At 69.4% G+C, this 26,741-nt stretch carries 19 protein-coding genes; 9 read left to right on the forward strand and 10 right to left on the reverse strand.

Features of this window, described 5'->3' with window-relative positions:
• The first annotated feature begins 100 nt into the window (after nt 1-100).
• Nucleotides 101-1,978: a TOL_0244 family TonB-dependent receptor gene (locus J2X21_RS21790; RefSeq protein WP_310332149.1), complete on the forward strand. Its 1,878-nt coding sequence runs from the start codon at nt 101-103 to the stop codon at nt 1,976-1,978.
• On the opposite strand, the gene trhO is transcribed toward J2X21_RS21790, so the two are convergent.
• Entirely contained in the window at nt 1,975-2,766 is a 792-nt protein-coding gene (gene trhO / locus J2X21_RS21795) for an oxygen-dependent tRNA uridine(34) hydroxylase TrhO (protein WP_310332151.1), read from the reverse strand. The genes J2X21_RS21790 and trhO overlap by 4 nt on opposite strands.
• 35 nt (nt 2,767-2,801) lie before the next feature.
• Here trhO and asd point away from each other — a divergent pair, with 35 nt between their 5' ends.
• Nucleotides 2,802-3,635, forward strand: a complete 834-nt coding sequence (asd, locus tag J2X21_RS21800) for an archaetidylserine decarboxylase (protein ID WP_310332153.1) — start codon at nt 2,802-2,804, stop codon at nt 3,633-3,635.
• Here asd and J2X21_RS21805 read toward each other — a convergent pair.
• The 9 genes from J2X21_RS21805 to J2X21_RS21845 all read right to left on the reverse strand — a co-directional run bounded on the left by J2X21_RS21805 (nt 3,632) and on the right by J2X21_RS21845 (nt 16,168).
• Nucleotides 3,632-3,871, reverse strand: a complete 240-nt coding sequence (locus J2X21_RS21805; RefSeq protein WP_310332155.1) for a hypothetical protein — start codon at nt 3,869-3,871, stop codon at nt 3,632-3,634. The genes asd and J2X21_RS21805 overlap by 4 nt on opposite strands.
• Nucleotides 3,872-3,939: 68 nt before the next feature.
• Nucleotides 3,940-6,204: a putative bifunctional diguanylate cyclase/phosphodiesterase gene (locus J2X21_RS21810; protein ID WP_310332157.1), complete on the reverse strand. Its 2,265-nt coding sequence runs from the start codon at nt 6,202-6,204 to the stop codon at nt 3,940-3,942.
• 107 nt (nt 6,205-6,311) lie between these two features.
• Nucleotides 6,312-7,706 carry a glycoside hydrolase family 30 protein gene (locus J2X21_RS21815; protein WP_310332159.1) on the reverse strand — a complete coding sequence of 465 codons (1,395 nt, stop codon included), beginning with the start codon at nt 7,704-7,706 and terminating at the stop codon, nt 6,312-6,314.
• Nucleotides 7,707-7,728: 22 nt separating this feature from the next.
• On the reverse strand, nt 7,729-8,781 hold the full coding sequence (locus J2X21_RS21820) for an ABC transporter ATP-binding protein (protein WP_310332161.1): 1,053 nt from the start codon (nt 8,779-8,781) through the stop codon (nt 7,729-7,731).
• 145 nt (nt 8,782-8,926) lie between these two features.
• Entirely contained in the window at nt 8,927-9,793 is an 867-nt protein-coding gene (locus J2X21_RS21825; RefSeq protein WP_310332163.1) for a carbohydrate ABC transporter permease, read from the reverse strand.
• Nucleotides 9,793-10,668, reverse strand: coding sequence for a carbohydrate ABC transporter permease (locus tag J2X21_RS21830; RefSeq protein WP_310332164.1), 876 nt, complete (start codon nt 10,666-10,668; stop codon nt 9,793-9,795). The genes J2X21_RS21825 and J2X21_RS21830 overlap by 1 nt, the downstream gene beginning before the upstream one ends.
• 2 nt (nt 10,669-10,670) lie before the next feature.
• The gene (locus tag J2X21_RS21835) at nt 10,671-11,900 is read right to left on the reverse strand and encodes an ABC transporter substrate-binding protein (protein WP_310332167.1); all 1,230 of its coding nucleotides are present in this window, start codon (nt 11,898-11,900) and stop codon (nt 10,671-10,673) included.
• A gap of 133 nt (nt 11,901-12,033) precedes the next feature.
• Entirely contained in the window at nt 12,034-13,386 is a 1,353-nt protein-coding gene (locus J2X21_RS21840; protein ID WP_310332169.1) for a GH1 family beta-glucosidase, read from the reverse strand.
• 61 nt (nt 13,387-13,447) lie between these two features.
• Complete coding sequence (locus tag J2X21_RS21845; protein ID WP_310332170.1) at nt 13,448-16,168, reverse strand: TonB-dependent receptor; 2,721 nt, start codon at nt 16,166-16,168, stop codon at nt 13,448-13,450.
• A gap of 194 nt (nt 16,169-16,362) precedes the next feature.
• Between J2X21_RS21845 and J2X21_RS21850 the strand changes: the two genes are divergently transcribed.
• The 7 genes from J2X21_RS21850 (at nt 16,363) to J2X21_RS21880 (ending at nt 26,499) form a co-directional block, all read left to right on the forward strand.
• Nucleotides 16,363-18,291 carry a glycoside hydrolase family 3 protein gene (locus tag J2X21_RS21850; protein ID WP_310332171.1) on the forward strand — a complete coding sequence of 643 codons (1,929 nt, stop codon included), beginning with the start codon at nt 16,363-16,365 and terminating at the stop codon, nt 18,289-18,291.
• 31 nt (nt 18,292-18,322) lie between these two features.
• On the forward strand, nt 18,323-19,345 hold the full coding sequence (locus J2X21_RS21855) for a LacI family DNA-binding transcriptional regulator (RefSeq protein WP_310332172.1): 1,023 nt from the start codon (nt 18,323-18,325) through the stop codon (nt 19,343-19,345).
• A gap of 36 nt (nt 19,346-19,381) precedes the next feature.
• Complete coding sequence (locus J2X21_RS21860; RefSeq protein WP_310332173.1) at nt 19,382-20,665, forward strand: tryptophan--tRNA ligase; 1,284 nt, start codon at nt 19,382-19,384, stop codon at nt 20,663-20,665.
• 4 nt (nt 20,666-20,669) lie between these two features.
• On the forward strand, nt 20,670-21,260 hold the full coding sequence (locus J2X21_RS21865) for an ECF-type sigma factor (RefSeq protein WP_310332174.1): 591 nt from the start codon (nt 20,670-20,672) through the stop codon (nt 21,258-21,260).
• Nucleotides 21,260-24,136 (forward strand): serine/threonine-protein kinase, encoded by a 2,877-nt coding sequence (locus tag J2X21_RS21870; RefSeq protein WP_310332175.1) that lies wholly within the window; start codon nt 21,260-21,262, stop codon nt 24,134-24,136. Before J2X21_RS21865 ends, J2X21_RS21870 begins: the two co-directional genes overlap by 1 nt.
• Nucleotides 24,137-24,242: 106 nt before the next feature.
• Complete coding sequence (locus tag J2X21_RS21875) at nt 24,243-25,943, forward strand: AMP-binding protein (RefSeq protein WP_310332176.1); 1,701 nt, start codon at nt 24,243-24,245, stop codon at nt 25,941-25,943.
• A complete protein-coding gene (locus tag J2X21_RS21880; RefSeq protein ID WP_310332178.1) occupies nt 25,936-26,499 on the forward strand; it encodes a DUF922 domain-containing protein in 564 nt (187 codons plus the stop codon). Before J2X21_RS21875 ends, J2X21_RS21880 begins: the two co-directional genes overlap by 8 nt.
• Nucleotides 26,500-26,741: the final 242 nt, after the last annotated feature.

The following is a 26,741-nucleotide window of genomic DNA, read 5'->3' on the forward strand; positions in this document are numbered from 1 at the left end:
ACCACCGGCTGACGGCGTTGTTATGCTGGATCACCCGAAGAACGAAGGAGGCCGTCATGCCGGAGTTCATGGACCCAGTCATCCGGTCGGCGGGCCGCGCATGCTAAGACCGGGCGCCATCGCGGCCGCCACGGCGTTGCTGGGCGGTGCCACGTCGGCCCAGGACCTGACCCGGCTGTCGCTCGAGGAGTTGTCGGCCGTCGAGGTCAGCTCGGCGTCGCGACGCGTCGAGAAGCTCGCGCGCGTGCCGGCGTCGCTGTACGTCATCACCGCCGACGCGATCCGCCGCAGCGGCGCGCGCAGCCTGCCCGAAGCGCTGCGGCTGGCGCCCAACCTGCAGGTGGCCCGCCTCAACGCCGACCAGTACGCCATCACGGCGCGCGGCTTCAACAACGCGGTGGGCAACAAGCTGCTGGTGCTCATCGATGGCCGCACCGTCTACGCGCCCTATTTCTCGGGCGTGCAGTGGGACCAGCAGGACGTGATGCTGGAGGACGTGGCGCGCATCGAGGTCACCAGCGGGCCGGGCGGCAGCGTCTGGGGCACGAACGCGGTCAACGGCATCATCCACATCATCCGCAAGCCGGCCGCCGCCACGCCGGGCCTGATGCTGGTGGCCACGGGCAGCGCCAGCCAGCGCAGCGCCGGCCTGCGCTGGGGCGGCAGCCTGCCGGGCCAGGGCCACTGGCGCGCCTACGCCAAGCTGCAGCGCCAGCAGGCCGGCGTCAGCGAGGCCGGCAATGCGACGACGGACGCCTCCCGGCGCGAGCAGCTGGGCTGGCGCGCCGACTGGCTGGACGACGGCGACGGCGTGACGCTGCAAGGCGATATCTACCGCGGCGACACCGAGGACCGTGTGCTCGCCGGGCTGAACCGCGGCGGCGTGCGCACATCGGGCACGAACGTGCTGGCACGCTGGACCGGCCGGCTGGACGGCGGCTCGCGGCTGCGCGCCCGCGCCTACTACGACCACGTCACGCGCGAAGACCGGCTGCTGTACAGCCCGCGCTATTCGGTGTTGGACCTGGAGCTGCAGCACAGCGTCGGCTGGGGCGCGCACCAGCTCGACTGGGGCGGCGGCTGGCGCCGGGCGCGCGACCGCATCGCACCCGGGCTGTTCTTCGGCTTCACGCCTGATCGGGCCACGCAGCGCTGGCTCAACCTGTTTGTGCAGGACCAGTGGCAGCTGAACGAGCAGTGGCAGCTGACGGTCGGCACGAAGTTCGAACACAACGGCTACACCGGCTGGGAGGCGCTGCCCAGCCTGCGCGTCGGCTGGATGCCGTCGGCGCGCCAGCAGTGGTGGGCGTCGCTGTCACGCGCGGTGCGGGCGCCCGCGCGGCTGGACCGCGACCTGCGTCTGCCGCCGCAACCGCCCTTCCTGATCGCCGGCGGGCCGGACTTCGTCTCCGAGGTGGCGCGCGTCGTCGAGCTGGGCCACCGCGGCCAGCCCATGCCGTCGCTGAATTACGCGCTCACGCTGTACCACCACGACTGGAGCCGGCTGCGCAGCGGCCAGCCACCGCCCAACGCGATGGTGCAGAACATGATCGCCGGCGGCAGCTGGGGGCTGGAGGCCTGGGGCCAGTGGCAGCCGTTGACGTGGCTGAAGCTCAGCGCCGGGCTGAACCGGCTGCACCAGGACCTTGCCGTGCAGCCCGGCAGCCGCGACCCGGTAGGGCCGTCCGCGCTGGGCAACGACCCGCGCCAGCAATGGCAGCTGCGCGCCAGCCTGCAGCCGCACGCCCGCCACGAGCTGGACCTGGGCCTGCGCCGCGTGGCCGCGCTGCCCAACCCGGCCGTGCCGGCCTACACGGTGCTGGACCTGCACTACGCCTGGCGCGCGGCGCCCGGGCTGGAGCTGATGCTGGGCGGCCAGAACCTGCTGTCCGGCCGGCACGCCGAGGCCAATGCGGCGCCGGGCCGCAATGTGTGGGGGCCCGAGGGCTATGTGCAGCTGCGTTGGAGCCCGCTCTAAACCGGATCCAGCCGCTTCGCCCGTGCCAGCCGCCAGGCGTCGGCCGGGTCGGTGAACACCTGCTCGGCCGTCGTGCCGGTCTCGTGACCGGCGGCGTCGATGGCGATGCGCTTGTCGAACACATAGCACTCGCCCTGCCAGTCGGCCGCGGCGTCGGGGAAGGCCTCCAGGAAATTCAGGATGCCTCCGTCCAACTGCGCGACCTGCAGGCCCTGGGCCTGCATCCAGGCCGCGGTCTTCTCGCAGCGGATGCCGCCGGTGCAGTACATGGCCACCGTCTTGCCCTGCCATTCGTCGCGGTGCGCCTCGACATAGGCCGGGAAGTCGCGGAAGTGGGCCACGCCAGGGTCGATGGCGCCGCGGAAGCGCCCCAGCTTGAACTCGAAGCTGTTGCGGTTGTCCAGCACGACGGTGTCGGGATCGTCCAGCAGCTCGCGCCAGCGCTGCGGGCTCACATGCGTATCCAGCGCGTCGCCGCCGCTGACGCCGGGGATGCCGAACGCAACGATCTCGCGCTTCACCGACACCTTCAGCAGGCTGAACGGCCGGCGCTCGCAGTGGTTGTGCTTGCAGTGCAGGTCGGCGAAGCCGGGCTGCTGCTGCAACTCGGCCTCGAAGGCGCGCACCGCGTCGGCCTCGCCGGCGATGGCGGCGCTGAGGCCTTCCTCGGCGACGAGGATGACGCCGCCCAGCCGAAGCGCCGCACCGCGCTCACGCAGCCACTCGGCGAAGCGGGTCGGCTCAGAGATGGGGGTAAAACGGTAGAACGAGCTATGAACGACAGACATGGCACTGAATTGTCGGCTCGTACACTGCCAACGCTATGTCGCGCCTCAAAGTCCTTCCCCAATACCTGATGCCCAAGGGCGCCATGACCCGCCTGGCCGGGCGCATCGCGAGCAAGCCGCGCGGCGGCATGACGACGGCCACCATCCGCCGCTTCGTCGCACGCTACGGCGTCAACATGGACGAGGCCGCCGAGCCCAGCATCGCGGCCTACGCGACCTTCAACGACTTCTTCACCCGCGCGCTGAAGCCCGGCGCACGGCCGCTGGCCGAGGCACCGCTGATCTGCCCCGTGGATGGCGCCATCAGCCAGGTCGGCCGCATCAAGGGCGACCAGGTCTACCAGGCCAAGGGCCAGGCGTTCTCGACGACGGCGCTGGTCGGCGGCGATGCGAAGCTGGCGGCACGCTTCCAGGACGGCCTGTTCGCCAACCTCTACCTCAGCCCCAAGGACTACCACCGCATCCACATGCCGTCCGACGGCCGCCTCGTGCGCATGGTGCACGTGCCAGGCGCGCTGTTCTCGGTGAACCCGACGACGGCGCGCGGCGTGCCGGGGCTGTTCGCGCGCAACGAACGCGTCGTCTGCGTGTTCGAGAACGACACGCTCGGCACCTGGGTGCTGGTGCTGGTGGGCGCCACCATCGTGGGCAGCATGGCGACCGTCTGGCATGGCGGCATTGCCCGCAAGGGTCCCGTGCGCGAGTGGGACTACACCCCGGGCCAGGTCAGCCTGAAGCAAGGTGACGAGATGGGCCGATTCCTGCTGGGCTCCACCGTCGTCATGCTGTTCGAGAAGAGTGGCCTGCAGTTCAACCCGGCGTGGCAGCCTGGCGGCGCCATCCGCATGGGCGAGGTGATGGCGCGCTAAGGCGCAGACGCCGCCGCGACGGTCTGCGGCGGCACGTGCCCCAAGGCCACGCAGGCCAGCAGCTGTTGCTCGGCCACGCGGCCGGCGCCGCCGGCCAGCTGCGCGGCCTCGCGGCACAGGCCGGTCTCGGCGGATGGCCCGCCGGCGCCGATCCAGCCCAGACAGGTGGCCACGACGACCATCTGCACGGCCGCGGCGCGCAAGGCGCCCCGGCGGGTGGTGAATGAAGGGTTCATGTCTGCGCTCCCGAGGTTGCTGACCCTCTGTAGAACGCTTTCCAGCGCACCGACCCGTCAGGCCGGCATCACACTTTTAGGGATGCCGGCGTCAGCAGTGCCTCGGCGGCCTCCACGCGCAGCGGCCGGCCCAGCAGCCAGCCCTGCAGATGCGTACAGCCCAGCCGCTCGACCTCGGCGGCCTGTTCTTCAGTCTCGACCCCTTCGGCCACGATGGTCAGCCCCAGCGCCTCGGCCACCACGCAGGCGGCGCGCACGACGGCGCCGGCCGACGGCTCGGGCAGCGGGTCCACCATGCTGCGGTCCAGCTTCAGCGTCGTGATGGGCAGCCGGCGCAGCAGCGTCAGCGAGCTCTGGCCGGTGCCGAAGTCGTCGAACGCGACGCCCATTCCCGCCTCGCGCAGCCGCGCCAGCTGCGGCAGCACGCGCTCCATGTGCGTCATCGCGGCGGTCTCGGTGATCTCCACCTCCACCAGTTCCGGCGCCAGGCCGTGGGCGTGCACCAGCGCCACCAGCCAGTCGGCAAAGCCCAGGTCCTCGAACTGCAGCGGCGACACGTTCACCGCCACCGGCCTCACGGCCAGGCCCTGCTGCTGCCAGGCCCGCAAATGGCCGATGGCCTGGCGCAGGATGAGCACACCCAGAGCGACGATCTGACCGGTGCGCTCGGCCGCCGGAATGAAGTCGGCCGGGCTGACCCGGCCCTGGCCGGGCCGCTGCCAGCGCACCAGCGCCTCGAAGCCTGCGAGATGACGCGTGCCGGCCGCGAACTTGGGCTGGTAGTCGAGCTGGAATTCCTCGTTCTCGATGGCCGCGGCCAGCGCCTGCTCAATCTCCAGCAGGCCGCTCGCGCCCGCGGACATGCCGGGTTGGAAAGTGACCGCCGCCGCGCCGGCCTGTTGCTTGGCCTGGTGCATGGCGATGTCCGCGGCGCGCAACAGCGAGGCGCCGTTGAGGCCGTGCGCGGGGAAGCGCGCCACGCCCACCGACAAGTGCACGTACAGCGCACGGTGGCCCACGGTGAACGGCGCGTTCATCTGGGCCAGCAGCCGCTGCCCGGCCAGCTGGGCGGCCGCGTCGCTGTCGACGCCGGGCAGCAGCAGCAGGAACTGGTCTTCCCCCAGGCGGGCCAGCATCGCGTCGGGCGGCAGCGGCGCGCGCAGCCGTGCGGCGATGGCCTGCAGCAACGCATCGCCGGTCTCGTGGCCCAGGCTCTCGTTGACGAGCTGGAAGCGGTCTACGTCGGCCGACAGCAGCGCAAAGCCCGGGGTGCCGGGCGCCGTCAGCTCGGTGAGGCGCCCCAGCGCCGCATGGCGGTTGGGCAGGTCGGTCAGATCGTCATGCAGGGCCTGGCGGCGCATGGCGTCGTTGGCGCGCTGGCGCTCGGTGTCGTCCAGCATCAGCACCAGCAGAGCCGGCGCCCCTTCCCACTCGATGTAGCTGGACGTGCCGCGCAGGTACAGCGCGCTGCCGTCGCGGCGGTAGCGGGTGCCTTCCCATGAAATGTGGCCGCTGCGCTGCTCCATCAGCTGAACGTAGCGGGCGCGGAAATCCTCCTGCTCGCCGGACGCGATGCGCGACGCAATGTCGCCCACGTCGTCGATGCTGCGGTAGCCGAACATCGCCAGTGCGGCGGGGTTGGCGTACACGACATGACCCGCGCGCAGCACCAGCAGGCCCTGCATGGACTGCTCGTAGAGCTGGCTCAGGCGCTCGCCCATGCGCGTGGCCTCCCGATGGGCCCGGCGGACCGACAGCAGGATGAGCCCCATGGCCAGCGTGACCTGCACATAGGTGCCGGCCACATGCGTCTCGATGGAGCGCGCCAGCGGGTGGATCAGCGGCCCGCTCAGCTGCACCAGACTCAACGCGACGAAGCAGCCCGCGACAAAGCGCTCGCCCACCTCGCCGCCGCGCCACAGCCAAGCGGCGGCGATGAAGCTGCCCGCCGCCAGCACCAGCGCCGAGGTCACCACTGCCAGCCGCAGCTCCAGCATCGCCAGCGCGAGGATGAAGAGCAGCAGGCCGGCGAACAGCGGCGACGTGCGACGCCAGTTCCACGGCCGGCCGCGATAGCGGCTGGCACCGGCCAGTTGCCAGGCCAGCGCGGCGATGATGCAGGTGGTGGCGATGGTCGCCTGCACCTTGTAGTGCAGCGATTCGGTGTCGGACGGCACCAGGGCCACCCCCAGGGCCAGCCCGATGGCGAGAAAGACGTGGCTCCAGCCCCAGTCGCTGATGTGGCGATGCGCAGGCTCCAGTCTCGCCAGCAGCAGCAGGGACACGCCGAGCATCAGCAGCAAGCTGGAGCTGATCAACAGCAGCCAGGTCATGCGGCCATCCTAGCGAGGCTGGCCGTTCATGACCCATGCATGTTGTGGAGGCCCGTCGCCGTCGCGGCGGAAATCACGCCGCTGCAAGCGCAGCGACAGGGAAAAATTCACCAGACCAGCGTCACGACGCCACTGGCCGGCAGCTCGTAGCCGAAGCGCCGGCCCGGCGCCTGCACCGTGAAGGTTCGCGGCTGAGCGGCTGAATTGCTGACGATGAGCACGGTGCTGCCATCGGGGTTGGTAAAGGCCACGTGGTCCAGGCCGGTCTGCCTGGCATCGCCGCCCTGCGACTCGACGCGCCGCGCGTCGCGCCGCACGAAGCGGCTGGCGTGGCCGAAGGCGTAGTACTCGATGTTGCGTGTGACGCCGCCGTCCTTGGGGTCGATGGTGACGACGCCCCGGCAATCCTTGCAGCCGCCCAGGTGCGGGCCGTATTTCGGGTCCAGCGCCAGGTTCCACATCAGCACGCCACGCGCGCCGTGGCGGGTGCTGCCGATGATGAGGTTGCGCATCATCCAGGGCAGCGTCTCGGCCCATTGCGGCTTCCATTCGCCGCCGGAGCACTCGGTGAACCAGACGTCCAGCTCGGGGTGGTGCTGTGCCACCTGCGACTGCGCGGACACGTCGCCCGCATAGCAGTGCCAGGCCACGCCGGACACGTACTTCTTGGCCGTCGCGTCCGACAGCATGGACAGCGGGCTCCAGGGCTCGTCCCAGTTGTGGTCCCACTCCAGGATCTGCGTGTTCATGCCCTTGGACTTCAGCAGCGGTCCCAGGTGCTGGCCCACGATGGCAGCGCGGGCGCGCGGCGTCAGGCGCATGCCGGGGTAGTCGCCGGGCTCGAAGTGCGGCTCGTTTTGCAGCGTCAGCGCGAAGATGGGCACGCCCTCGGCCTTCATCTCGTCGACGTAGCGCACCATGTACTTCGCGAACGCGCCGTAGTGCTCGGGCTTCAACTGGCCCTGCACCAGGCTGTCGGTGGTCTTCATCCAGCCCGGCGCGCTCCACGGCGAAGCCATGACCTGCAGCTGCGGGTTCAGCGCCAGCGCCTGCTTGGTGGCCGGGATGACGTCCTCACGCTCGGGCGCCAGCGAGAAGTGCTTCAGCTGCGGGTCGGTCTGGCCCGGTGGCATGTCGTTCAAGCTGTAGTGGCGGCGCGAAAAGTCGGACGCGCCAATGGTCAGCCGCGTCAGGTCGAAGCCTACGCCGCCGCCTTCGCGGGTGAACAGCTCCTTCATCAGCGCGTCTCGCTGCGACGGACTCATGCCGTGGCGGATCAGCCAGGCGGAGCCCTCGGTGATGGCGGCGCCGAAGCCGGCCATGCGCTGGTGACGGCGCTTCGGGTCGATGCGGATGACGACATCGGCCTTGGCCACCGGTGCCATGACGGCACTGGGTGCGAGCAGATGCTGCTTGTCCGCCGTGGTCAGATGAGCACGCACAGTTTGTGCGTTAGCACTGCAGGCAATGGCTGCCACCAGCGCGAGAACGGCTGTCTTCATGTTGTCTCCTGGCTAGAGTCTCTTAGATGCGCTGCTCGGTCGTGGCGTCGAAGACGCCCAGCGCGGTCTCGTCGATATCGAAGGCCAGCACGTCGCCCATCGCGATGCGGCGGCCGTCGTGGACCAGCACGGACATCGTCAGCGTGCCCAGTTGCATCCAGACCACCTGGTGGTTGCCCATGGGCTCGACCAGCTGCACCGTCGCGCGCCAGCGGCCGTCGGACTGCAGGCGCACGTGCTCCGGGCGTATGCCCAGCACCAGTTGCTGGCCGGCCTTGGCGCGGCCGGTGGGCAGCCGCAGCGGCAGCACGCCTTCCAGCGATTGGCCGTCGGCGGCTACCGTGGCGGGCACCAGGTTGATGGCCGGTGCGCCAAGGAAGCCGGCGACGAACAGGTTGGCCGGCCGCTCGTAGACCTCGGCCGGCGTGCCGATCTGCTGGATGACGCCGCTCTTCATGACGACGATGCGCGAGGCCAGCGTCATCGCCTCGACCTGGTCGTGGGTCACGTAGACCATCGTGCTGCCGAGGTTCTGGTGCAGCAGCTTCAGCTCGCGGCGCAGTTCGGCGCGCAGCTTGGCGTCGAGGTTGGACAGCGGCTCGTCGAACAGGAACACGCCGGCCTCGCGCACCAGCGCCCGGCCGATGGCCACGCGCTGGCGCTGGCCGCCGGACAGCTGGGCCGGCTTGCGGTCCAGCAGCGGTGTCAGCTGCAGCATGGCCGCGGCCTTGTCCACGCGACGCTGGATCTCGGCCTTGGGCGTGCCGGCAACGCGCAGGCCGAAGCTCATGTTCTTCTCGACGGTCATCGTCGGGTACAGCGCATAGCTCTGGAACACCATGCCGATGCCGCGCTCGCTGGGCTCGGCGTCGGTCATGTCGGTGCCGCCGATGTGGATGCTGCCGCCGCTGACGTCGATGAGGCCGGCGATGCTGTGCAGCAGCGTGGACTTGCCGCAGCCCGACGGGCCCAGCAGCACGAGGAACTCGCCCTCGTGGACCTGCAGGTCCAGGCCCTTGATGACCTCGTTGTGGCCGAACTTGATGCTCAGACCTTGAATATTGACGCCGCTCATGCTCAACGCTGCTTGATGTTGTTGGAGAAAACGGCCAACGGGTTGCGATCACCGATCAGAAACCCAGCGACTGCCGTGGAACCGGCTTTGCCAGTCCACTGGCAGTGCCCCCTTGAGGGGGCGCGCGAAGCGCGTAGGGGGTGGGTCATTTCACGGCTCCCGCAGCAATGCCACGGACGAACCAGCGGCCAGAGATCAGATAGACCAACAATGGCACCGCCGACGTCAGGATGGTCGCGGCCATGTTGAGGTTGTAGAGGCGCTCGCCGGTCGTCGTGTTGATGACGTTGTTGAGCTGCACAGTCATCGGCTGGTTCTCGCGGCCGGCGAAGGTCAGGCCCAGGATGTAGTCGTTCCACACACCAGTGATCTGCATGATGGCCGCGACGATGAGCATGGGCGTGGACATCGGCAGCACCAGCTGCACGAAGATGCGCCAGAAGCCGCCGCCATCCACGCGCGCCGCCTTGAACAGCTCGGCCGGCAGGCCTGCGTAGTAGTTGCGGAACAGCAGCGTCATGATGGGCATCGCGAACACCAGGTGCACGACGACGATGCCGGGCAGGCTGCTGTAGATGCCGATGGCGGCCTCCAGCTTGACGAGCGGGTAGATCATCACCTGGATGGGGATGAAGGCGCCCATCATCAGCAGGCCGAACAGCCATTCGCCGCCTTTGGGCTTCCACCAGCTCAGTGCATAGCCGTTGATCGCGCCCAGCAGGATGGGCAGCACGACGGACGGCACGGCGATGGTGACGGAGTTCCAGAATCCGCCGCGCACGCCTTCGCAGCTGACGCCGGTGCAGGCCTCGCTCCATGCCGCGCGCCAGGCGTCGAAGGTGACGGAGGACGGCAGCGCGAAGATCTGGCCCAGACGGATCTCGTCCATGGTCTTGAACGAGGTCGTCAACATCACGTACAGCGGCAGCAGGAAGAACACCGCGGCGGCGCCCAGGAAGGCGTAGATGCCGATGCGGGCCCACAGTGCCGTGGGTTTGCGCTTCTTGCTCATCAATGGCCTCCCTGCGTCTTCTGACGCGAGCGGGCATAGGCCAGTGGCGCGACCAGGGCCAGCACCGTCAGCAGCAGCATCACCGCACCTGCAGAGGCCAGGCCCAGGTTGGCGCGGCCGAACAGGTGGTCCATGATGAACTTGGCCGGCACGTCGCTGGCGTTGCCCGGGCCGCCCTGCGTCATCGCGACGACGGTGTCGAACACCTTGACGACGCTGACGGCCAGCAGCGTGAAGACGGTGGCCAGCGTCGGGCCCATCATGGGCAGCACGACGGACAGGTAGACGCGCCAGGTCGGGATGCCGTCCAGCCGCGCGGCCTTCCAGATCTCTTCGTCGATGCCGCGCAGGCCCGCCAGCATCAGCGCCATGACCAGCCCCGCGCCTTGCCAGGTCCCGGCGATGACCACCGTGTAGATGACCATGTCCTGATCGACGATCCAGTCGAACTGGAACGTTGTCCAGCCCAGCTGCTGCATCGCGTTCTGCAGGCCGCTGTCGGGGTTCAGCACCCATTGCCAGACCAGGCCGGTCGCGACGAAGGACATCGCGTACGGGTACAGGAAGGCGGTGCGCAGCACGCCCTCGCCACGCACCTTCTGGTCGATGAAGACGGCCAGCAGGAAGCCGATCAGCATGGCCGCCACGATGTAGAGCACGCCATAGACCGCGAGGTTGTGGATGGCCAGCATCCAGCGCTCGTTGTCCAGCAGGCGCTCGAACTGCTGCAGACCGACGAAGTCGTCCTTGGGGAAGGTGCGCGAGCTGGACATGGACGTGCGCAACGTCCACAGCACGGTGCCGACATAGCCGACACCGACGATGACGGCCAGGGGCAGCAGCGCACCCCAGGCCGCGAGGCCACGGCGTTTCATCGTCAGTTCCTGAGGGCCGAGACGATGTCCTTCTGGACCTTCTCGACCGGCACGTTGCGGTTCCAGTAGCTGGTCAGCACGTCCTGCAGCGCCCCGTTCTGGTCGGGCGTGATGAAGATCTCGCCGTTGGCCAGGTGGCGCGACTTGTCCTTCATCGCGGCCACGCCCATCTGGGCGCAGACGTCCATCTTGCTGACGTCCACGTCGGTGCGGATGGGGATGGAGCCCTTCTTGATGCTGAACGCGACCTGCGTGGCCGGCTGCGTGATGACGCTGGCCAGCAGCTGCTGGGCCTTGACCTGGTCGGGCTTGGCTGTCTTGGGGAAGACCATCACGTCGCCCTGGATGATGTAGGGCGCCTTGGGGCCGAAGCCGGGTGCGCAGCCGTAGTCCTTGCCGGCTTCCTGCTTGGCCTGGGCGAACTCGCCCTTGGCCCAATCGCCCATGATCTGCACGCCGGCACGGCCGTTGATGAGCATGGCCGTGGCGTCGTTCCAGTTGCGGCCGGGCGAGCCCTTGTCGGTGTAGCTCTGCAGCTTCTTGTAGGCCAGCAGCACCTTCTTGAAGTCTTCGCCCAGGATGGCCTTGGGGTCGCGGTCGCGGAAGACCTTCAGGTACAGGTCGCGGCCGCCGAAGTGGGCCAGCGTGGCGGTGAAGACGATGCCGTCCTGCCAGGGCTGGCCGCCGTGGGCCAGCGGCACCAAGCCGGCGGCCTTGAGCTTGTCCAGCGCGGCAAACAGTTCGTCGAAGGTCTTGGGCTCCTCCGCGATGCCGGCCTTCTTGAAGGCGGCCTTGGAGAACCAGAACCAGGTCATGTTGTGGATGTTGACCGGCGCCGCGTAGTAGTGGCCGTTCACGCGGATGGCCTGCAGCACGGTCTCGGGCAGGAACTTGTCCCAGCCGTCGCGCTTGGCGACTTCGTCGACGTTGTTCAGCAGGCCCTGGTCGACGATGTCGCGGAACTGCTGGGTGGTGTTGAACTGCGCGGCGGTCGGCGGATTGCCGCCGGCGATGCGGTTGATGGCCACCGAGCGGGCCTGCTCGCCCAGGGCGACGGCGGTGTCCACCCACAGGCCGCCCTGGGCCTTGTAGGCATCGGCCAGCGTCTTCGCCGCGGCAGACTCGCCGCCGGACGTCCACCAGTGGATGACCTCGGCCTTGAGCTGGGCATGGGCGGGCAGCGCAGCGGCGGCGAGTGCCAGGGCGGCCAGGGCGTGGCGGCGGTACTTCATCTTGTCTCCGGATCTTGTGGATGGCGGGGCGCAGTGTCTCTTGGGACGCCACCTTCATGTCTGAGGGTGGACCCTGTAATTTTTCATTTAGAAACTGCGTGTTCCCGCCTAAATACGGGCTTGCCGTCTTTAATTATTCGTTCAGAAACTGCCCATACCAGAGGCCGCTGTCCTTCAGGATGCGTCGCTGCGTCGGGTAGTCCACATAGGCAATGCCGAAGCGGCGCAGGTAGCCCTCGGCCCATTCGAAGTTGTCCAGCAGGCTCCACGCGAAGTAGCCCTTCACCGGCACGCCGGCGTCCACGGCCTGCTTGAGAGCCGCCAGGTGGCGCTGGAGGTACGACAGGCGCTGGGTGTCGTGCACGCGGCCCTCGGGCGTGAGCACATCCTCGAAGGTGGAGCCGTTCTCGGTCAACTGGATGACGGCAGGGTTGTAGTCACGCTGGATGCGGGTGAGCAGATCGACCAGGCCCTGCGGCGACACCTCCCAGCCGAAGCCGGTGCGTTCCACCCCTTCGCGATCAACCAGCCTGGCGCGCATCGGGCTGTGGCTACCCTGCGGATCGTCGGCCACCATCTCGGGGAAGTAGTAGTTCACGCCAAGGAAGTCGGTCGCCGCGGCGATGTCGTTCAGGTCGCCCGGCTGAACCTTTGGAGCTGCAGCGCCCAGCAGTTCCAGCGTATCGGCCGGATAGCCACGGCCGAACAGCGGGTCCAGGAACCAGCGGTTTCGCAGGCCGTCGTGGCGTCGGGCGGCCGCCAGGTCCTCTGGGCTGTCGGAGGCGGCGCTGATGGGATGCAGGCTGAGCGTGATGCCTACCTTGGCGCCGCCCGAGTTCTTGCGGATCAGCGGGATGGCCTGGCCGTGCGACAGCAGCACGTGGTGGCAGGCCTGCATGCCGTCGGCCAGGCTGGTGCCGCCCGGCGCGTGCACGCCCTCCCAGTAGCCCATCATGCAGGAGCACCACGGTTCGTTGTGCGTGATCCAGTGCTTGACGCGGTCGCCCAGCCGGCGCGTGACGACGTCGGTGTACTCCAGGAAGGCCGCCACCGTGTCGCGCGAGGTCCAGCCGCCCTGCTCCTGCAGCGCCTGCGGCAGGTCCCAGTGGTAAAGCGTGCACCACGGGTCCAGTCCGCGTTCCAGCATGCCGTCCACCAGCCGGTCGTAGAAGGCCAGGCCGGCCTCGTTCACGGCGCCGCGGCCGTTGGGGAGGATGCGCGGCCAGGCGATGGAGAAGCGGTAGGCGTTGACGCCCAACTGCTTGGCCATGTCCAGGTCCTGCGGGAACAGGTGGTAGTGGTCGCAGGCGACCAGACCGTTGGAGCCGTCGCGGATGCGGCCGGGCTCGCTGCAGAAGCGGTCCCAGATGGACTCGCCCTTGCCGTCCTCGCGGCCGGCGCCTTCGATCTGGAAGGATGAGGTGGACACGCCCCAACGGAAGTCGGCGGGGAAGTCTTTTCGGTTCGGGGCGTTGTTGGAGCTCATGCTTCGGATGTAGGGGCGCCGGCGTGCAAGCCGGCGCGGGTTCAGAAAGGAAAACGGGAACTTAGAACTTGTACGTGCCGCCCAGCAACAACTGGCGCCCGTAGGAGGTGAAGCGCTCAGGCAGCGTGGAGTTCGGGTCGCTCGCGCCGGACGAGATGCCCACCCGCGTGCGGTACGGCCGGTCACGCAGGTTGTTGACCTGCAGTGTCAGCGACAGGCCTTGCAGCGCACCAGTCTCGAACGCGTAGCCGATCTGCGCATCGATGATGGTCTCGCCGGAGATCATGCTGGGCACGTTCTCGCCGAAGGTGCCGCGCACCGTCGTGACGAACGGCGAACGGTGGCGGCTGCCGATGCGGGCCGAGATGCCGTTGCGCTCGTAGTACACGGTGAAGTTGGTCGCCACGCCCGACAGGCCGTCCAGCGGCTTGCTGACGTTGTTCTCCTCGTGCAGCGAGCTGCGCGTGTTGGAGTAGCTGAAGCTCACGCCGATGCCGTCCAGCGCCGGGCTGATGAGGCCGGCGTCCAGCGAGCCGCTGAGCTCGGTGCCGGCGATCATGCCGCCCTGGCCGTTGGCCTGCGTGTTCAACGTGCCGATGTTGCTCTGCGGCGTCCACTGCGTCGGGTTGGGGAAGCCGGTGAAGTCGAACGGAATGCCCTGGCCGTAGACGAAGTTGGTGATGTGCTTGTGGAACACCGCCGCCGCCACATAGCTGCGCTTGCTGAAGTAGTGCTCGACAGACAGGTCCACCGCGTCGGCGCGCCACGGTTCCAGCTTGGCATTGCCGCCGTTGGCGGACCAGCGGCGGTCCTGCTCGCCCACGGTGATGCCGGAGAAGCCGGCGCGCATGTCTTCCATGTTGGGCCGCGCCAGCACCTTGGCCGCGCCGAATCGCAGCACGGTGCGCTCCGTCAGGTCGGCCGCGAGGTTGATGCTGGGCAACACATCGGTGTAGCTGGTGCCGCCGGTCATCGGATCGCTCTGGTTGGTGCGGGTGTTCCACAGCATGCCGTTGCTCCACTGCTTGGCGTGTACCACGCGCAGGCCCAGGCTGCCGCGCAGCGGCACGCCCCACTCGGCGTCGAAGCCCAGCTTGGCGTGCGCGGCCGTGACCTTTTCATGCACCGACCAGATGCGGCCCGGCGCCTGGTCGGCGGAGGACGGCACCACGTCGTACAGGCCCAGCGCGCTCGGCAGGTCGAAATTGACCATGCGGATAGGGCTGCGGGCAAAGCTGAGGTCGGTGGGGGTGTGCAGCAGGTTGGCGGGGATGAGCACCGGCGCGCGGTTGTTCTTCAGGTTGTAGTAGACCTCCGTGCGGTTCATGCTCTTGTCGCGCTCGGAGTAGTCCAGCCCGCCCTCGATGCTGCTGAGGAAGCCGTCGAACGTGCGGCCGGCGCTGAGCTTGAGCGCCTTGATCTCGTCGCCCACCTTGGGGAACTGGCTGCGGCCGTCACGGCCCCAGCCCGGCGGGTCGGTCAGCATGACCTTGCTGCCGTCGCCGTAGTCGAAGGTCGGATTGAAGGTGGAGATGCCGTCGCCGCTGGCGATGTTGGCCAGGCCCAGGCTGACCCGCGTGGGCGAGCCGGCCGCCAGCTCGGCGTTCTGCTCCGTGCGCTTGGCCTTGGACCAGCTCAGGTCCGCCACCAGCTTCCAGTCGGCCAGCTTCAGCTCGTTGTTCCAGCCCAGCGCGCGGATGTCGTCCTTGCGCTTGTTGAAGGTCGTCAGCGCCACCGGGTTCACGTTGTTGACCGTGCCGCCCGTGACCAGCTTGTCGCCGTTGACGACGGTGGTCTGCGCGCCGCTCCAGCTCGCGCCGGCCCAGACCGACATGTCGGCCATCACCGTGCGGCGCGCCTCGGTCTGGTCGAACTTGGAGTAGTACAGGTCCAGCGTGCTGTGCAAGCCGTTGCCGGGCTTGTACTCCAGCACGGCCATCAGGCCGTCGCGCTTCTGGCGAGATGACGCGGCGCCCAGCTCGAAGCCCTGCAGCGCGACGGAGTCCGTCGGCGTGCCCGGTAGCGGCGAGCCCCAGACGCTGGTGTTGGCCCACCACCAGCTCTTGTAGTGCTTCTCCTGGTTGGGCGAATCCAGATGGGCGAAGCCCACGGCCGCGCCCCAGGTGCGGTCGGCCGACTGCGTCACATAGGACGCGCTGAGCCGGTTGCCGTTGCCCGAGATCTCGGGGTTCAGCGAGCCGTTGGAGTTGCGCTCCACGCGGCCGCCGATGACGGTCTGTGTCTTGCCGAAGTCCAGCGGGCGCAGCGTCTTCATGTTGACGGTGCCCGACAGGCCTTGCGCCGACAGACTGGGATCGGGCGTCTTGTAGACGGTGGCCGCGTTGATCAGCTCGCTGGGGAACTGGTCGTATTCCACCGAGCGGTTGTCGCCGGTGGACACGATCTCGCGGCCGTTGAGCAGCGTCACGCCGTAGCGCGGCGCCATGCCGCGGATGCTGATGACCGACGAGCGCCCGGCCACGCGCTGGGCCGTCAGGCCCGGCAGGCGCGAAATCGCGTCGGCGATGGACACGTCGGGCAGCTTGCCGATGTCCTCGGCCGAGATGGCCTCCACGATGGCGTCGGCATTGCGCTTGGTGCTGATGGACGACTCGAGGCTGGCGCGGAAGCCCGTCACCGTGACGGTTTCCAGCTTCTGCTCGGTGGCCGGTGCGGCCTGCGCGGCCGCCAGCAGCGGCACGCACAGCAGCGCCGCCGCGGCGACGGGGGTGAGGCGCAGGCGCTGAGCAGGCACCTGTGGCCGCAGGATGGAGCGGTTCATTTGTTTGTCTCCTGGATCTGGTTCGTCTTGTTCGCCGGTCTGGATATCGGCCTCACTTGCGAAAGTGTGGAACCGGTTCCAAACGCGGCGCAAATCTAATCGGCCGGCAAATACCTTGTCAACAGAACACGCCCAGGGGTTGACGTTTTTTTGCTTCAGCCACTACCGTCGCGTCCCCGATGAAGGCAATAACGATGAGACAGAAACCTCTTTTCCTCGCCGCGACGCTGCTGCTGGCGGTCGCAGGCTCCCATGCCGATGGAACCGATGCCATTTTGCAGGCCTGGCCGGCCCGCCAGCCGCAGCGCGACGCCGCGCTGGAAGCGCGCGTGGAGGCCGCGCTGAAGACCTTGAGCCTGCGCCAGAAGGTGGGCCAGATCGTGCAGCCCGAGATCCGCGCGATCACGCCGGACCAGGTTCGCGAGTACGCGATCGGCACCGTGCTGAACGGCGGTGGCGGCTGGCCGGGCAATGACCGCGCGGCCACGCCGGCGCAGTGGAAGGCTTTGTCCGAGCAGTTCCAGGCCGCGGCGTTGCAGGCCACGCCGGGCATCCCGCTGATCTGGGGCACCGACGCGGTCCACGGTCACAACAACGTGCGCGGCGCCACGCTGTTCCCGCACAACATCGGCCTGGGCGCGACGCGCAACGCCGACCTGGTGCGCGACATCGGCCGCGCTACCGCCCGCGCGGTGCGCGCGTCGGGCCTGCACTGGACCTTCGCGCCCACGCTGGCCGTCGTGCAGGACGTGCGCTGGGGCCGCACCTACGAGAGCTTCGGCAGCGACCCGGCGCTGATTCGCAAGCTGGGCCAAGCGGCCGTGGAAGGCCTGCAGGACGGTCTGAAGGACGGCCGCGGCGTGCTCGCCACGGCCAAGCACTACATCGCCGACGGCGGCACGCGGCGCGGCATCGATCAAGGCGTCGCGCAGACCACGCCCACCGAACTGGCACAGGTGCACGGCGCCGGCTACCTCGGCGCGCTGGACGCCGGCGTGCTGACGGCGATGGCCTCGTTCAACAGCTGGACCGACACGGCCGGCTATGTCGAGCACGGCAAGATGCACGGCAACAAGACGCTGCTGACCGGCGTGCTGAAGGAGCGGCTGGCGTTCGACGGCCTCATCGTCAGCGACTGGGACGGCGTGGGCCAGGTGGCCGGCTGCCGCAACGAGGACTGCCCCGCCGCCATCAATGCCGGCATCGACATCGTCATGGTGCCCTTCCACTGGAAGGCTTTCCACGACAACACGGTCCGCGCCGTGGAACAGGGCCGCATCCCCATGGCGCGGCTGGACGACGCGGTGCGCCGCATCCTGCGCGTGAAGTTCAGCATGGCGATCGCGTCCAGCGTGCCTGCCACGGTGGAGGCGCTGCAGGCGCCCGAACTGGCACGCCGCGCGGTGCGCGAGTCGCTGGTGCTGCTCAAGCACAAGCCCGGTCTGCTGCCGCTCAAGCGTACGGCGCGCGTGCTGGTGGTGGGCGCGGCGGCCGACAGCATGGCCAAGCAGGCAGGCGGCTGGAGCGTCAGCTGGCAGGCGCGCGACGCGAGCAACGCCGACTTCCCGCAGGGCACCACGCTGCTGGCCGCGCTGCGCCAGCGGCTGGGCGCGGTCCAGGTCACGTTCGACGTGGACGGCAGCCAGCACGACCCGGCCCGCTTCGACGCCGTCGTCGCCGTCATCGGCGAGGCGCCCTACGCCGAGGGCGAGGGCGACATCCGCATCACCGAGAACCTGCGCCACAGCAAGCGCTATCCCGAAGACCTGGCCGTGCTGCAGAAGGTCGCCGGCCGCGGCGCGCCGGTGGTCACGGTGCTGTACTCGGGCCGGCCGCTGTACGTGAACGACCTGGCCAACCGCAGCGACGCCCTCGTCGCCGCCTGGCTGCCCGGCACAGAAGGCGCGGGCCTTGTGGACGTGCTGGTGGCGCCGGACGACGACAAGGCCTGGCCCGGGTTCACGGGCCGGCTGTCCTTCCCCTGGCCGGCAGGCCCCTGCCAGTTCAGCACGCGCGAGGCCAAGCCCTGGTGGCCGGTGGGTGGGGGCTTGAGTGGCAAGGAGAAGGCCGAACCCAAGAAGCTGCCCGAGCCGGCGGACCCCGCTCCGATCTGCCCGCTGTGATCCAATCCGCCGCGTTCGAGGAAGAGGACGCATGGCAACGATCAAGGATGTAGCGCGACTGGCGGGCGTGGGCGTGGGCACCGCGTCGCGCGTCATCAGCGGAAACGGTTCCGTCGCGCCGGCCACGGCCGAGCGCGTGCGCAAGGTCATCGCGCAGCTGAAGTTCCGGCCGTCGCACGCCGCGCGCTCGCTGGGCGCCGGCACGTCCAAGCTGATCGGCGTCTACATCCCCTTCCTGCGCGGCACTTTCTACACGCCCATCCTGCGCGTCATCGACACGGTGCTGCGCACCAACGGCCTGCACATGGTGGTGGCGTTCGGCGAGGGCATCGAGGACGAGCGCGTCGAGACCAACGACGGCATGCGCTTCCTGCTGGACCGCGACTGCGACGGCCTCATCGTGCTGTCCAACGCGCTGCAGGACGAGGATCTCAAGGCGCTGGGCCCGGCGGCGCGCCAGGTCGTCGTGCTGAACCGGCACTTCGACCGCATCAAGGACCAGTGCTTCACGGCCGACCACGTGCAGGGCGGCGTGCAGGCCGCACGCGCGCTGCTGCAGCACAAGCACAAGGACATCGCCGTCATCTCCGGCCCCACCACGTCGCCCGACAACGTGGCGCGCCTGGGCGGCTTCATGGGCGAGCTGGCGCAGCGCGGGCTGGATATCTCCCGCGTGCAGACGCTGCCCGGCGACTTCTCCAACCATGCCGGCTGGGACGCCGCCGGCGCGCTGCTGGCGCAGAAGAAGCGGCCCACCGCCGTGTTCTGCGCCAACGACGAGATGGCCATCGGCCTTCTGGCGCATTTCCAGGAGCGCGGCTTGTCGGTGCCGCACGAGGTTTCGGTGCTGGGCTATGACGACTCTCCCAGCGCCGAATTCGCGGCGCCGCGGCTGACCTCGGTGCACGTGCCCAGCCGCGAGGTGGCGCTGGCAGGCCTGCATTGGCTGCTGAACCGCTGCTACGACATGGAGCTGCCGGTCTCGCGGCAGTTCGAGATCTCGGTCAGCTGGCGTGCCTCCGTGGCCGCCCCCCCTTCCCGCAAGCGCAGCTGAGGCCACAATCCGGTTTGGTTACTTTTCACCAAACCCATGTCCCACCGCGTCCTGACCGGCATCACCACCACCGGCACCCTGCATCTCGGCAATTACGTCGGCGCCATCCGCCCGGCCGTGGCCGCCAGCCGTGCCCCTGGCGTGGAGAGCTTCTTCTTCATGGCCGACTTCCACGCGCTGATCAAGTGCGACGAGCCGGACCGCATCGCGCGCTCCAGCCGCGCGATCGCCGCGACCTGGGTGGCCGCCGGGCTGGACACCGACCGCGTGACGCTCTACCGCCAGAGCGACATCCCCGAGATCCCCGAGCTGACCTGGCTGCTGACCTGCGTGACGGCCAAGGGCCAGATGAACCGCGCCCACGCCTACAAGGCCGCAGTGGACGCAGCCGTGGCCGCCGGTGAGGACCCCGACGCCAACGTCAGCATGGGCTTGTTCAGCTACCCGGTGCTGATGGCGGCCGACATCCTGATGTTCAACGCGCACCAGGTGCCGGTGGGCAAGGACCAGGTGCAGCACATCGAGATGGCGCGCGACGTCGCGCAGCGCTTCAACCACCTGTTCGGCCAGGGACGCGAGTTCTTCGTGCTGCCCGAGGCCGTGACGGACACGGAGATGGAGCTGCTGCCCGGCCTGGACGGCCGCAAGATGAGCAAGAGCTATGACAACGTCGTGCCGCTGTTCGAGGGCGGTGCCAAGGCGTTGAAGGAAGCGATCGCACGCGTCGTCACCGACAGCAAGCTGCCGGGCGAGCCCAAGGACCCCGAGGGCCAGGCACTGGTCACGCTCTACGACGCCTTCGCCACGCCCGAGCAGCGCGCCGCCTTCCGCACGGCGCTGCGCGACGGCCTGGGCTGGGGCGATGCCAAGCAGCAGCTGGTGCAGCTGATCGAAGCGCACGTCGGCCCGATGCGCGCCCGCTACGACGCGCTGATGGCCAACCCGGCCGAGCTGGAGGCCATCCTGCAGGCCGGTGCCGCCAAGGCGCGCGCCATCGCCGCGCCCTTCCTGAAGACGCTGCGCGAGGCCGTGGGACTGCGACCCTACACGTCGACCGCGGCCACCACGCAGGCCAAGGCCGACAAGGCCGCGCTGCCGGTGTTCAAGCAGTACCGCGAGGCCGACGGCAAGTTCTACTTCAAGCTGCTGTCCGCCGACGGCGCGCTGCTGCTGCAGAGCCACGCCTTCGAGCAGGGCCGCGACGCCGGCCAGTGGGTGGCGCGGCTGAAGCGCGAGGGCCTGGTGGCCGATGCGCCGGTGGCGCGCGAAGGCACCGAAGCCGACATCGCCGCCGCGCTGGCGGCCTTCCAGGCTGAGTGACGCGGTGACCACATCCGCCATCACCGAGCTGCTGGCCGGCACGGCGCGCGGCGATGCCGCGTCGCTGCAGCAGCTCTATGCGGCGCTGTACCCGGAGATCAAGCGCGTCGCGCGCATCCGCCTGGCACAGAGCGGCCCGAACGGCCGCATGGCCGGGCTGGACACGACCGCGTTGGTGCACGAAGGCTTCCTGCGCATGGCCGACCAGCAAGGCCTGCAGGGCGAGACGCGCGGCCAATTCTTCGCCTACGTGGGCCAGGTGCTGCGCTCGGTGGTCATCGACCACCTGCGCACCGAGGGCCGCGACAAGCGTGGTGGTGACGCCGTCATGGTGACGCTGTCGGCCGCCGGCGACGTGCCCGCCGTGCAGAGCCAGGCGGTGGACCTGATCGGCCTGGACCAGGCGCTCGTGCGGCTGCGCGGCATCGACACCGGCTTGTACGAGCTGATCGAGATGATCGGCTTTGCGGGCCTGTCCATCGCCGAGGTGGCCGAGCTGCGCGGTCTGTCCACGCGCACCATCAACCGCGAATTGCTGAAAGCGCGCGCGTTGCTGCAGGAGCTGCTGGGCGACCCGCCCACGACGGTGTACTGATGGACGCCGGCTCGCAAGCCGACCTGACGGCCACCGATTGGCAGCGCCTGTCCGCGCTGTTCGACGAACTGGCCGACCTGCCCACCGGCGAGCGCGAGGCGCAGCTGGCCGCGTTGCAGCCGCCCGAGCTGGTGGCGCGGCTGCGCCGCATGCTGGCCTCGCTGCCCGACGACGATGCCACCGTGCTGGTCGGGCCGACCGGCTTCAACACCCAGCTGGCCCACGCGCTGAACAACGCGACCGAGCACACATCCCGCCCGGCCGAACCTGGCGACCGCCTGGGCGCCTGGTGCCTGGCCGAGCTGCTGGGCGAAGGCGGCATGGGCCAGGTCTGGCGCGCCGAGCGGGCCGACGGGCTCTACCAGGGCGAGGCCGCCATCAAGCTGCTGCGCGACGACCTCGCCGGCCCCGGCCTGGCCGCGCGCTTCGCCCGCGAGCGCGCGCTGCTGGGGCGGTTGACGCACCCGGGCATCGCGCGGCTGCTGGATGCCGGCGAGCAGGACGGCCGCGCTTTCCTGGTGCTGGAGTACGTGGCCGGACGCACGCTTTCCGAGCATGTGCGGGAAATGGGGCTAGGCCTCGTGGAGCGCGTGAAGCTGCTCATCGAGGTGGCGCGCGCCGTGGAACACGCGCATGCGCAGCTCATCGTGCACCGCGACCTCAAGCCCAGCAACGTCATGGTGGAAGACGTGCGCCCCTCGCTCGCGGGTACGCGCGCGGTCCCCCGAGGGGACGCCGCCGCCCTTGGGAGCGGCCCGGCAGGCGGCTACGCCGGCCAGACCAAGCTGCTGGACTTCGGCATCGCCGGCCTGCTGGACGACTCGGGCCAGCAGGCCGACAGCCAGTTGACGCAGATCTCCGGCCGGCGCCTGACGCCGGCCTATGCCGCGCCCGAGCAGATCGCCGGCGGGCCCATAGGCGTCGCGACCGACATCTACTCGCTGGGCGTCATGCTGTACGAGCTGGCCAGCGGCCGGCTGCCGTTCGGCCAGCGCGGCGCCAGCCGCACGGCCATGGAGCATGCGGTGCTGCACGGCGAGGCGCTGCGCATCACGCGCACGGTCGGTCTGGGCGAGACCCACACCGCCGGCACGGACGCCGGCCCCGGCCGCCCGGCCGACGTCACGCGCGCCGCAGGCGACCTGGAGGCCGTCGCGGCCAAGGCGCTGCGCAAGGATCCGGCCGAGCGCTATGCCAGCGTGGCTGGCTTCATCGACGACCTGCAATGCTGGCTGGCGCAGCGCCCGGTCAGCGTGCGCGCCGAAGACTGGCGCCACCGCACCCACCTCTGGTTCCGCCGCAATGCGGCGCTGGCGCTGGGCGGCAGCCTGGTGCTGGCCGCGCTGAGCGTGGGCCTGGGCGTGAGCCTGTGGCAGCGCGACGAGGCGCAGGCCGCCGCGCGCCAGAGCGAGGAGGTCACGCGCTACCTGACCGAGCTGCTGGCCTCGGCCAACCCCGACAAGCATGGCGGCCACATCCCCACCATCTTCGAAGTGCTGGAGAAGAGCCGCGTCAACCTGCAGCAGCGCTTCGCCGGCGACGACCTGACCTACATCCGCGTGCTGGACGTGCTGGTCGTGACCTACTCGGACATGAACCGCCACGACATCGCGATCCCGCTCGCCAAGGAGCTGATCGCCGTCAACGCGCGTCACTGGGGCGACGACGCCGAGCCCACGCTGATCGCGCGGCTGCGGCTGGCGCGCATCTACACGGCGCTGGGCTCGCCGCTGGAAGTCATCGCGCTGTGCGAGCCCATGCTGCCCGCCTTCGCCGCGGCCCGTCCCGGCACGCTGCTGGAGGACGAGTACGAGAGCATGCTGTACCAGCTCATCGTCTCCTACGCGGGCGTGGCCCGCATCGACGACGCGCTGGCCACGCACGCCAAGGCCTGGCCGCTGGTGCAGAAGATCTACAAGCCCAGCGACTACGAGTACGTCTACTACAACAACTACATGTACCAGTTGCGCCTGGCCGAGGGCAAGCTGCTGGAGGCCGAGCAGACCATCGCGAGCACGCGGCCGTCCTGGGCCACCGCGCCGGCGCATCGCGCGCGCTTCGTGCAGCGCCAGCGCATGCACCTGTGGACCATGCAGGCCCGGCTGGGCCGCCCCGAGGGCAGTGTCGAGAACGCGCACGCGCTCATCAAGGACATCGACGCGCTGATGGGCCCCGGCAACTCCAGCAGCCAGCGCATGCGCGGCGACCTGGCCCGCCATTTCGTCGAACTCGGCCAGTACGCCGAGGCCGTGCAGGTCTATGCCGAACAGGAGCGCGGCCTGCCAGCCGAAGCCGCCGAGCACCCCACGCTGCGGCTGCCGCGAGAGAGTGCCGCGCTACTGGCGCGTGCGCTGGCCCAGCCCGAGCGGGCGGCCGAATGGCTGCCCAAGGCACGCCGCGTCGCCGACGAGTTGGCGAGCAGCCCCGACATCAGCGGTCCGCCCCGGGTCGAGGCCAGCTTGGCCGTCGCCCGCGTGGGCCTGCGCCTGGGAGACCTGGCGCTCGCCCGCGGCGCGCTGGCGCCACTGCTGGACCTGCAAGCCCAGCCCTGGCTGCAGCCCCACGCGCAGCTGCGCAGCCGCATCGCGCAGCTGCAGGGCGAGCTGGCCCGCGCCAACGGCCGGCGCGATGCCGGTGTGGCCGAGCTGCGCCAGCGCGTGCAGTTGCTGGACTCGCTGCAGCAGCCGCAAGGCCTGCCCCACTGGCGCGCGCAACTGGACCTGGCGGCCAGCCTGATCGGCACGCCGGAGGCCGCCGCGGCGCTGCAGCGCGCCGACGCGCTGCGGCCCGACTGGCTGCAGTCCCACCCGCTGGACACGCTGCGCGCCGAGCTGGGCCGCGGCCAGTGGCGGCCGCAATGGGGCGGCCAGCTCTAGAGCTGGCGCTCTACAGCAAATCACGTTTCAGCGCGTTTACCCGGAGCACCGCGGCGGCGCCGCCCAGTTACCTTGGCGTTCCTGACAAGACCAAGGAGACAGCCCCATGGCCACCATCGCCGCCGACCAGCTCTCGCTGCCGCGCCTGTACCACTGGGAGCGCACCACCGCCGGCCGCATCGCGCTGACCCAGCCCATGGGCGGGCCGCAGGTCAAGGACTACACCTGGGCCCAGGTCGCCGACGAGACGCGGCGCATGGCCGCCTTCCTGAAGGCCAAGGGCCAGGCCGAGGGCTGGCCCGCCGACGCCAAGATCGCCATCCTGTCCAAAAACTGCGCCTGGTGGCTGATGACCGACCTGGCCATCTGGATGGCCGGCTACGTCTCGGTGCCGCTGTACCCGACGCTTGCCGCCGAAACCATCACGCAGATCCTCACGCACAGCGAGGCGCGCTTCATCTTCGTCGGCAAGCTGGACGGCTGGGAAGGAATGAAGCCCGGCGTGCTGCCCAGCCTGCCCGGCGCCAGCTATGCCCTGTCGCCCGACGACGCGAAGAAGACCTACGAAAGCTGGGACGCCATCTGCGCCCGCACCGAGCCCATGAAGGGCGAGCTCGTGCGCGGCGCCGACGAACTCTGCACGCTGATCTACACCTCGGGCACCACCGGCAACCCCAAGGGCGTCATGCACAACTTCGGCGGCTTCGCCTGGGCCATCGGCGAGGGGCTGATCCGTTTCCCGATGAGCGCCGACGACCGCATGCTGTCCTATCTGCCGCTGGCCCACGTGGCCGAACGCGTGCTGGTGGAGCACGGCTGGCTGAAGACGGGCATGCGGCTGTTCTTCGCCGAGTCGCTGGACACCTTCACGGCCGACCTGCAGCGCGCGCGCCCCACCATCTTCTTCAGCGTGCCGCGGCTGTGGGTCAAGTTCCAGCAGGGCGTGCAGGCCAAGATGCCGCAGCAGAAACTCAACAAGCTGCTGCGCCTACCCATCATCGGCGGGCTGGTGCGCAAGAAGATCATGAAGGCGCTGGGGCTGGATCAATGCCGCATCGCCGTGGGCGGCGCCGCGCCCATGCCCATTGCGCTGCTTGAGTGGTACGGCGCGCTGGGCCTGCACATCAACGAGGGCTACGGCATGACCGAGAACCTGGCGCTGTCGCACATGACGCTGCCGGGCGTGAACCAGCGCGGCACCGTAGGCCCCGCCTATGCCGGCGTGCAGACCCGCATCGACCCCGCGAACGGCGAGCTGCAGATGCGCAGCCCGGCGCTGATGCTCGGCTACTACAAGGAGCCGGGCCTGACCGCCGAGGCGCTGACCGATGACGGCTGGCTGCACACCGGCGACAAGGTCACGCAGGACAAGGACGGCTGCGTGCGCATCACCGGCCGCGTGAAGGACTTGTTCAAGACCAGCAAGGGCAAGTACGTGGCGCCCGCGCCGATTGAAGACAAGCTGGGCATGAACCCCAACATCGAGGCCTGCTGCGTGGCCGGCGCCAACATGGGGCAGCCGCTGGGCATCGCGATGCTGTCGCCCGCGGGCCTGCAGCGCGCCAGCACCGACGCCGAGAAGACGGCGCTGATGGCCGAGCTCAGCAAGCACCTGGACGACGTCAACGCGCGGCTGGACCCGCACGAGCAGCTGGACGCGCTGGTGGTCATCCAGACGCCATGGACCGTGGACAACGGCTTCATCACGCCCACCTTCAAGGTCAAGCGCAACCGCATCGAGGAAGCTTACGGCGGCAAGTTCGAGGCCTGGGTGGGCAAGCGGGCGAAAGTGCTGTTTGGTGATTGAGCGCGTTGCCGCGCTGCTGCTGGCCTGCGGCTGCGGCGCGGCGCTTGCGGAGGTGCCCGAGACCTTCGAGAGCAAGCGTTACGACGTGCACCAGGTGTCGGGCATGAGCCTGCTGGAGGCCCTGAACCAGGCCACGCCGATCCGTCCGGAAGGGCAACCCTTTCACGGCTACACGGACTGGCGCGTGCACTGGAACTACCGGTACAAGGTGCAGGCCGACGGCCTGTGCGCGCTGACGGTCGTGAATGTGCGGCTGGCGGTCACGATGACGTTGCCCGACCTGAAGCAGAGCACGTCCGAGGGCGCAACCCAGTTCGCGCGCTACTACCCCGCGCTCGTCGAACACGAGGAAGGCCATCGGCGCGTGGGCCAGGGCGCGGCGCGCGACGTCGCCGCGGCGCTGGGCGAGTTGCCGCCCATGTACGGCTGCGCATTGCTGGAGCAGGAGGTCGCCCGCACGGCCGGCGCCATCATCGAGCGCGCCAAGCGCGAGAACAAGGCCTACGACGTCAGGACCCGGCACGGCTGCACGCAGGGCGCCTGCCTGATCCACTAGGGCCTGTTAACACTACGGCAGCGGGTCGCGTTGAGGCCAGAAAGCCCGCGAACAAGGCGCAAAGCGGAGCCGGGTTGCACACCCGGCGAGCATTTGCAACGCAGCACGCGGGCTTTCTGGCCTCAACCCTAAGGGAAGGCCATCCGCCAGGGGCCACTCGGCGTTGCACCGCTGGCCCGCATATCAATGCGGGCGGCGCGCTGCGCCTTGATTGGCCCCTGGCGGATGGCCTTCGCGACCCA

Origin of the sequence: Roseateles asaccharophilus (assembly GCF_031458115.1) — a bacterium.
GTDB lineage: Bacteria > Pseudomonadota > Gammaproteobacteria > Burkholderiales > Burkholderiaceae_C > Pelomonas > Pelomonas asaccharophilus_A.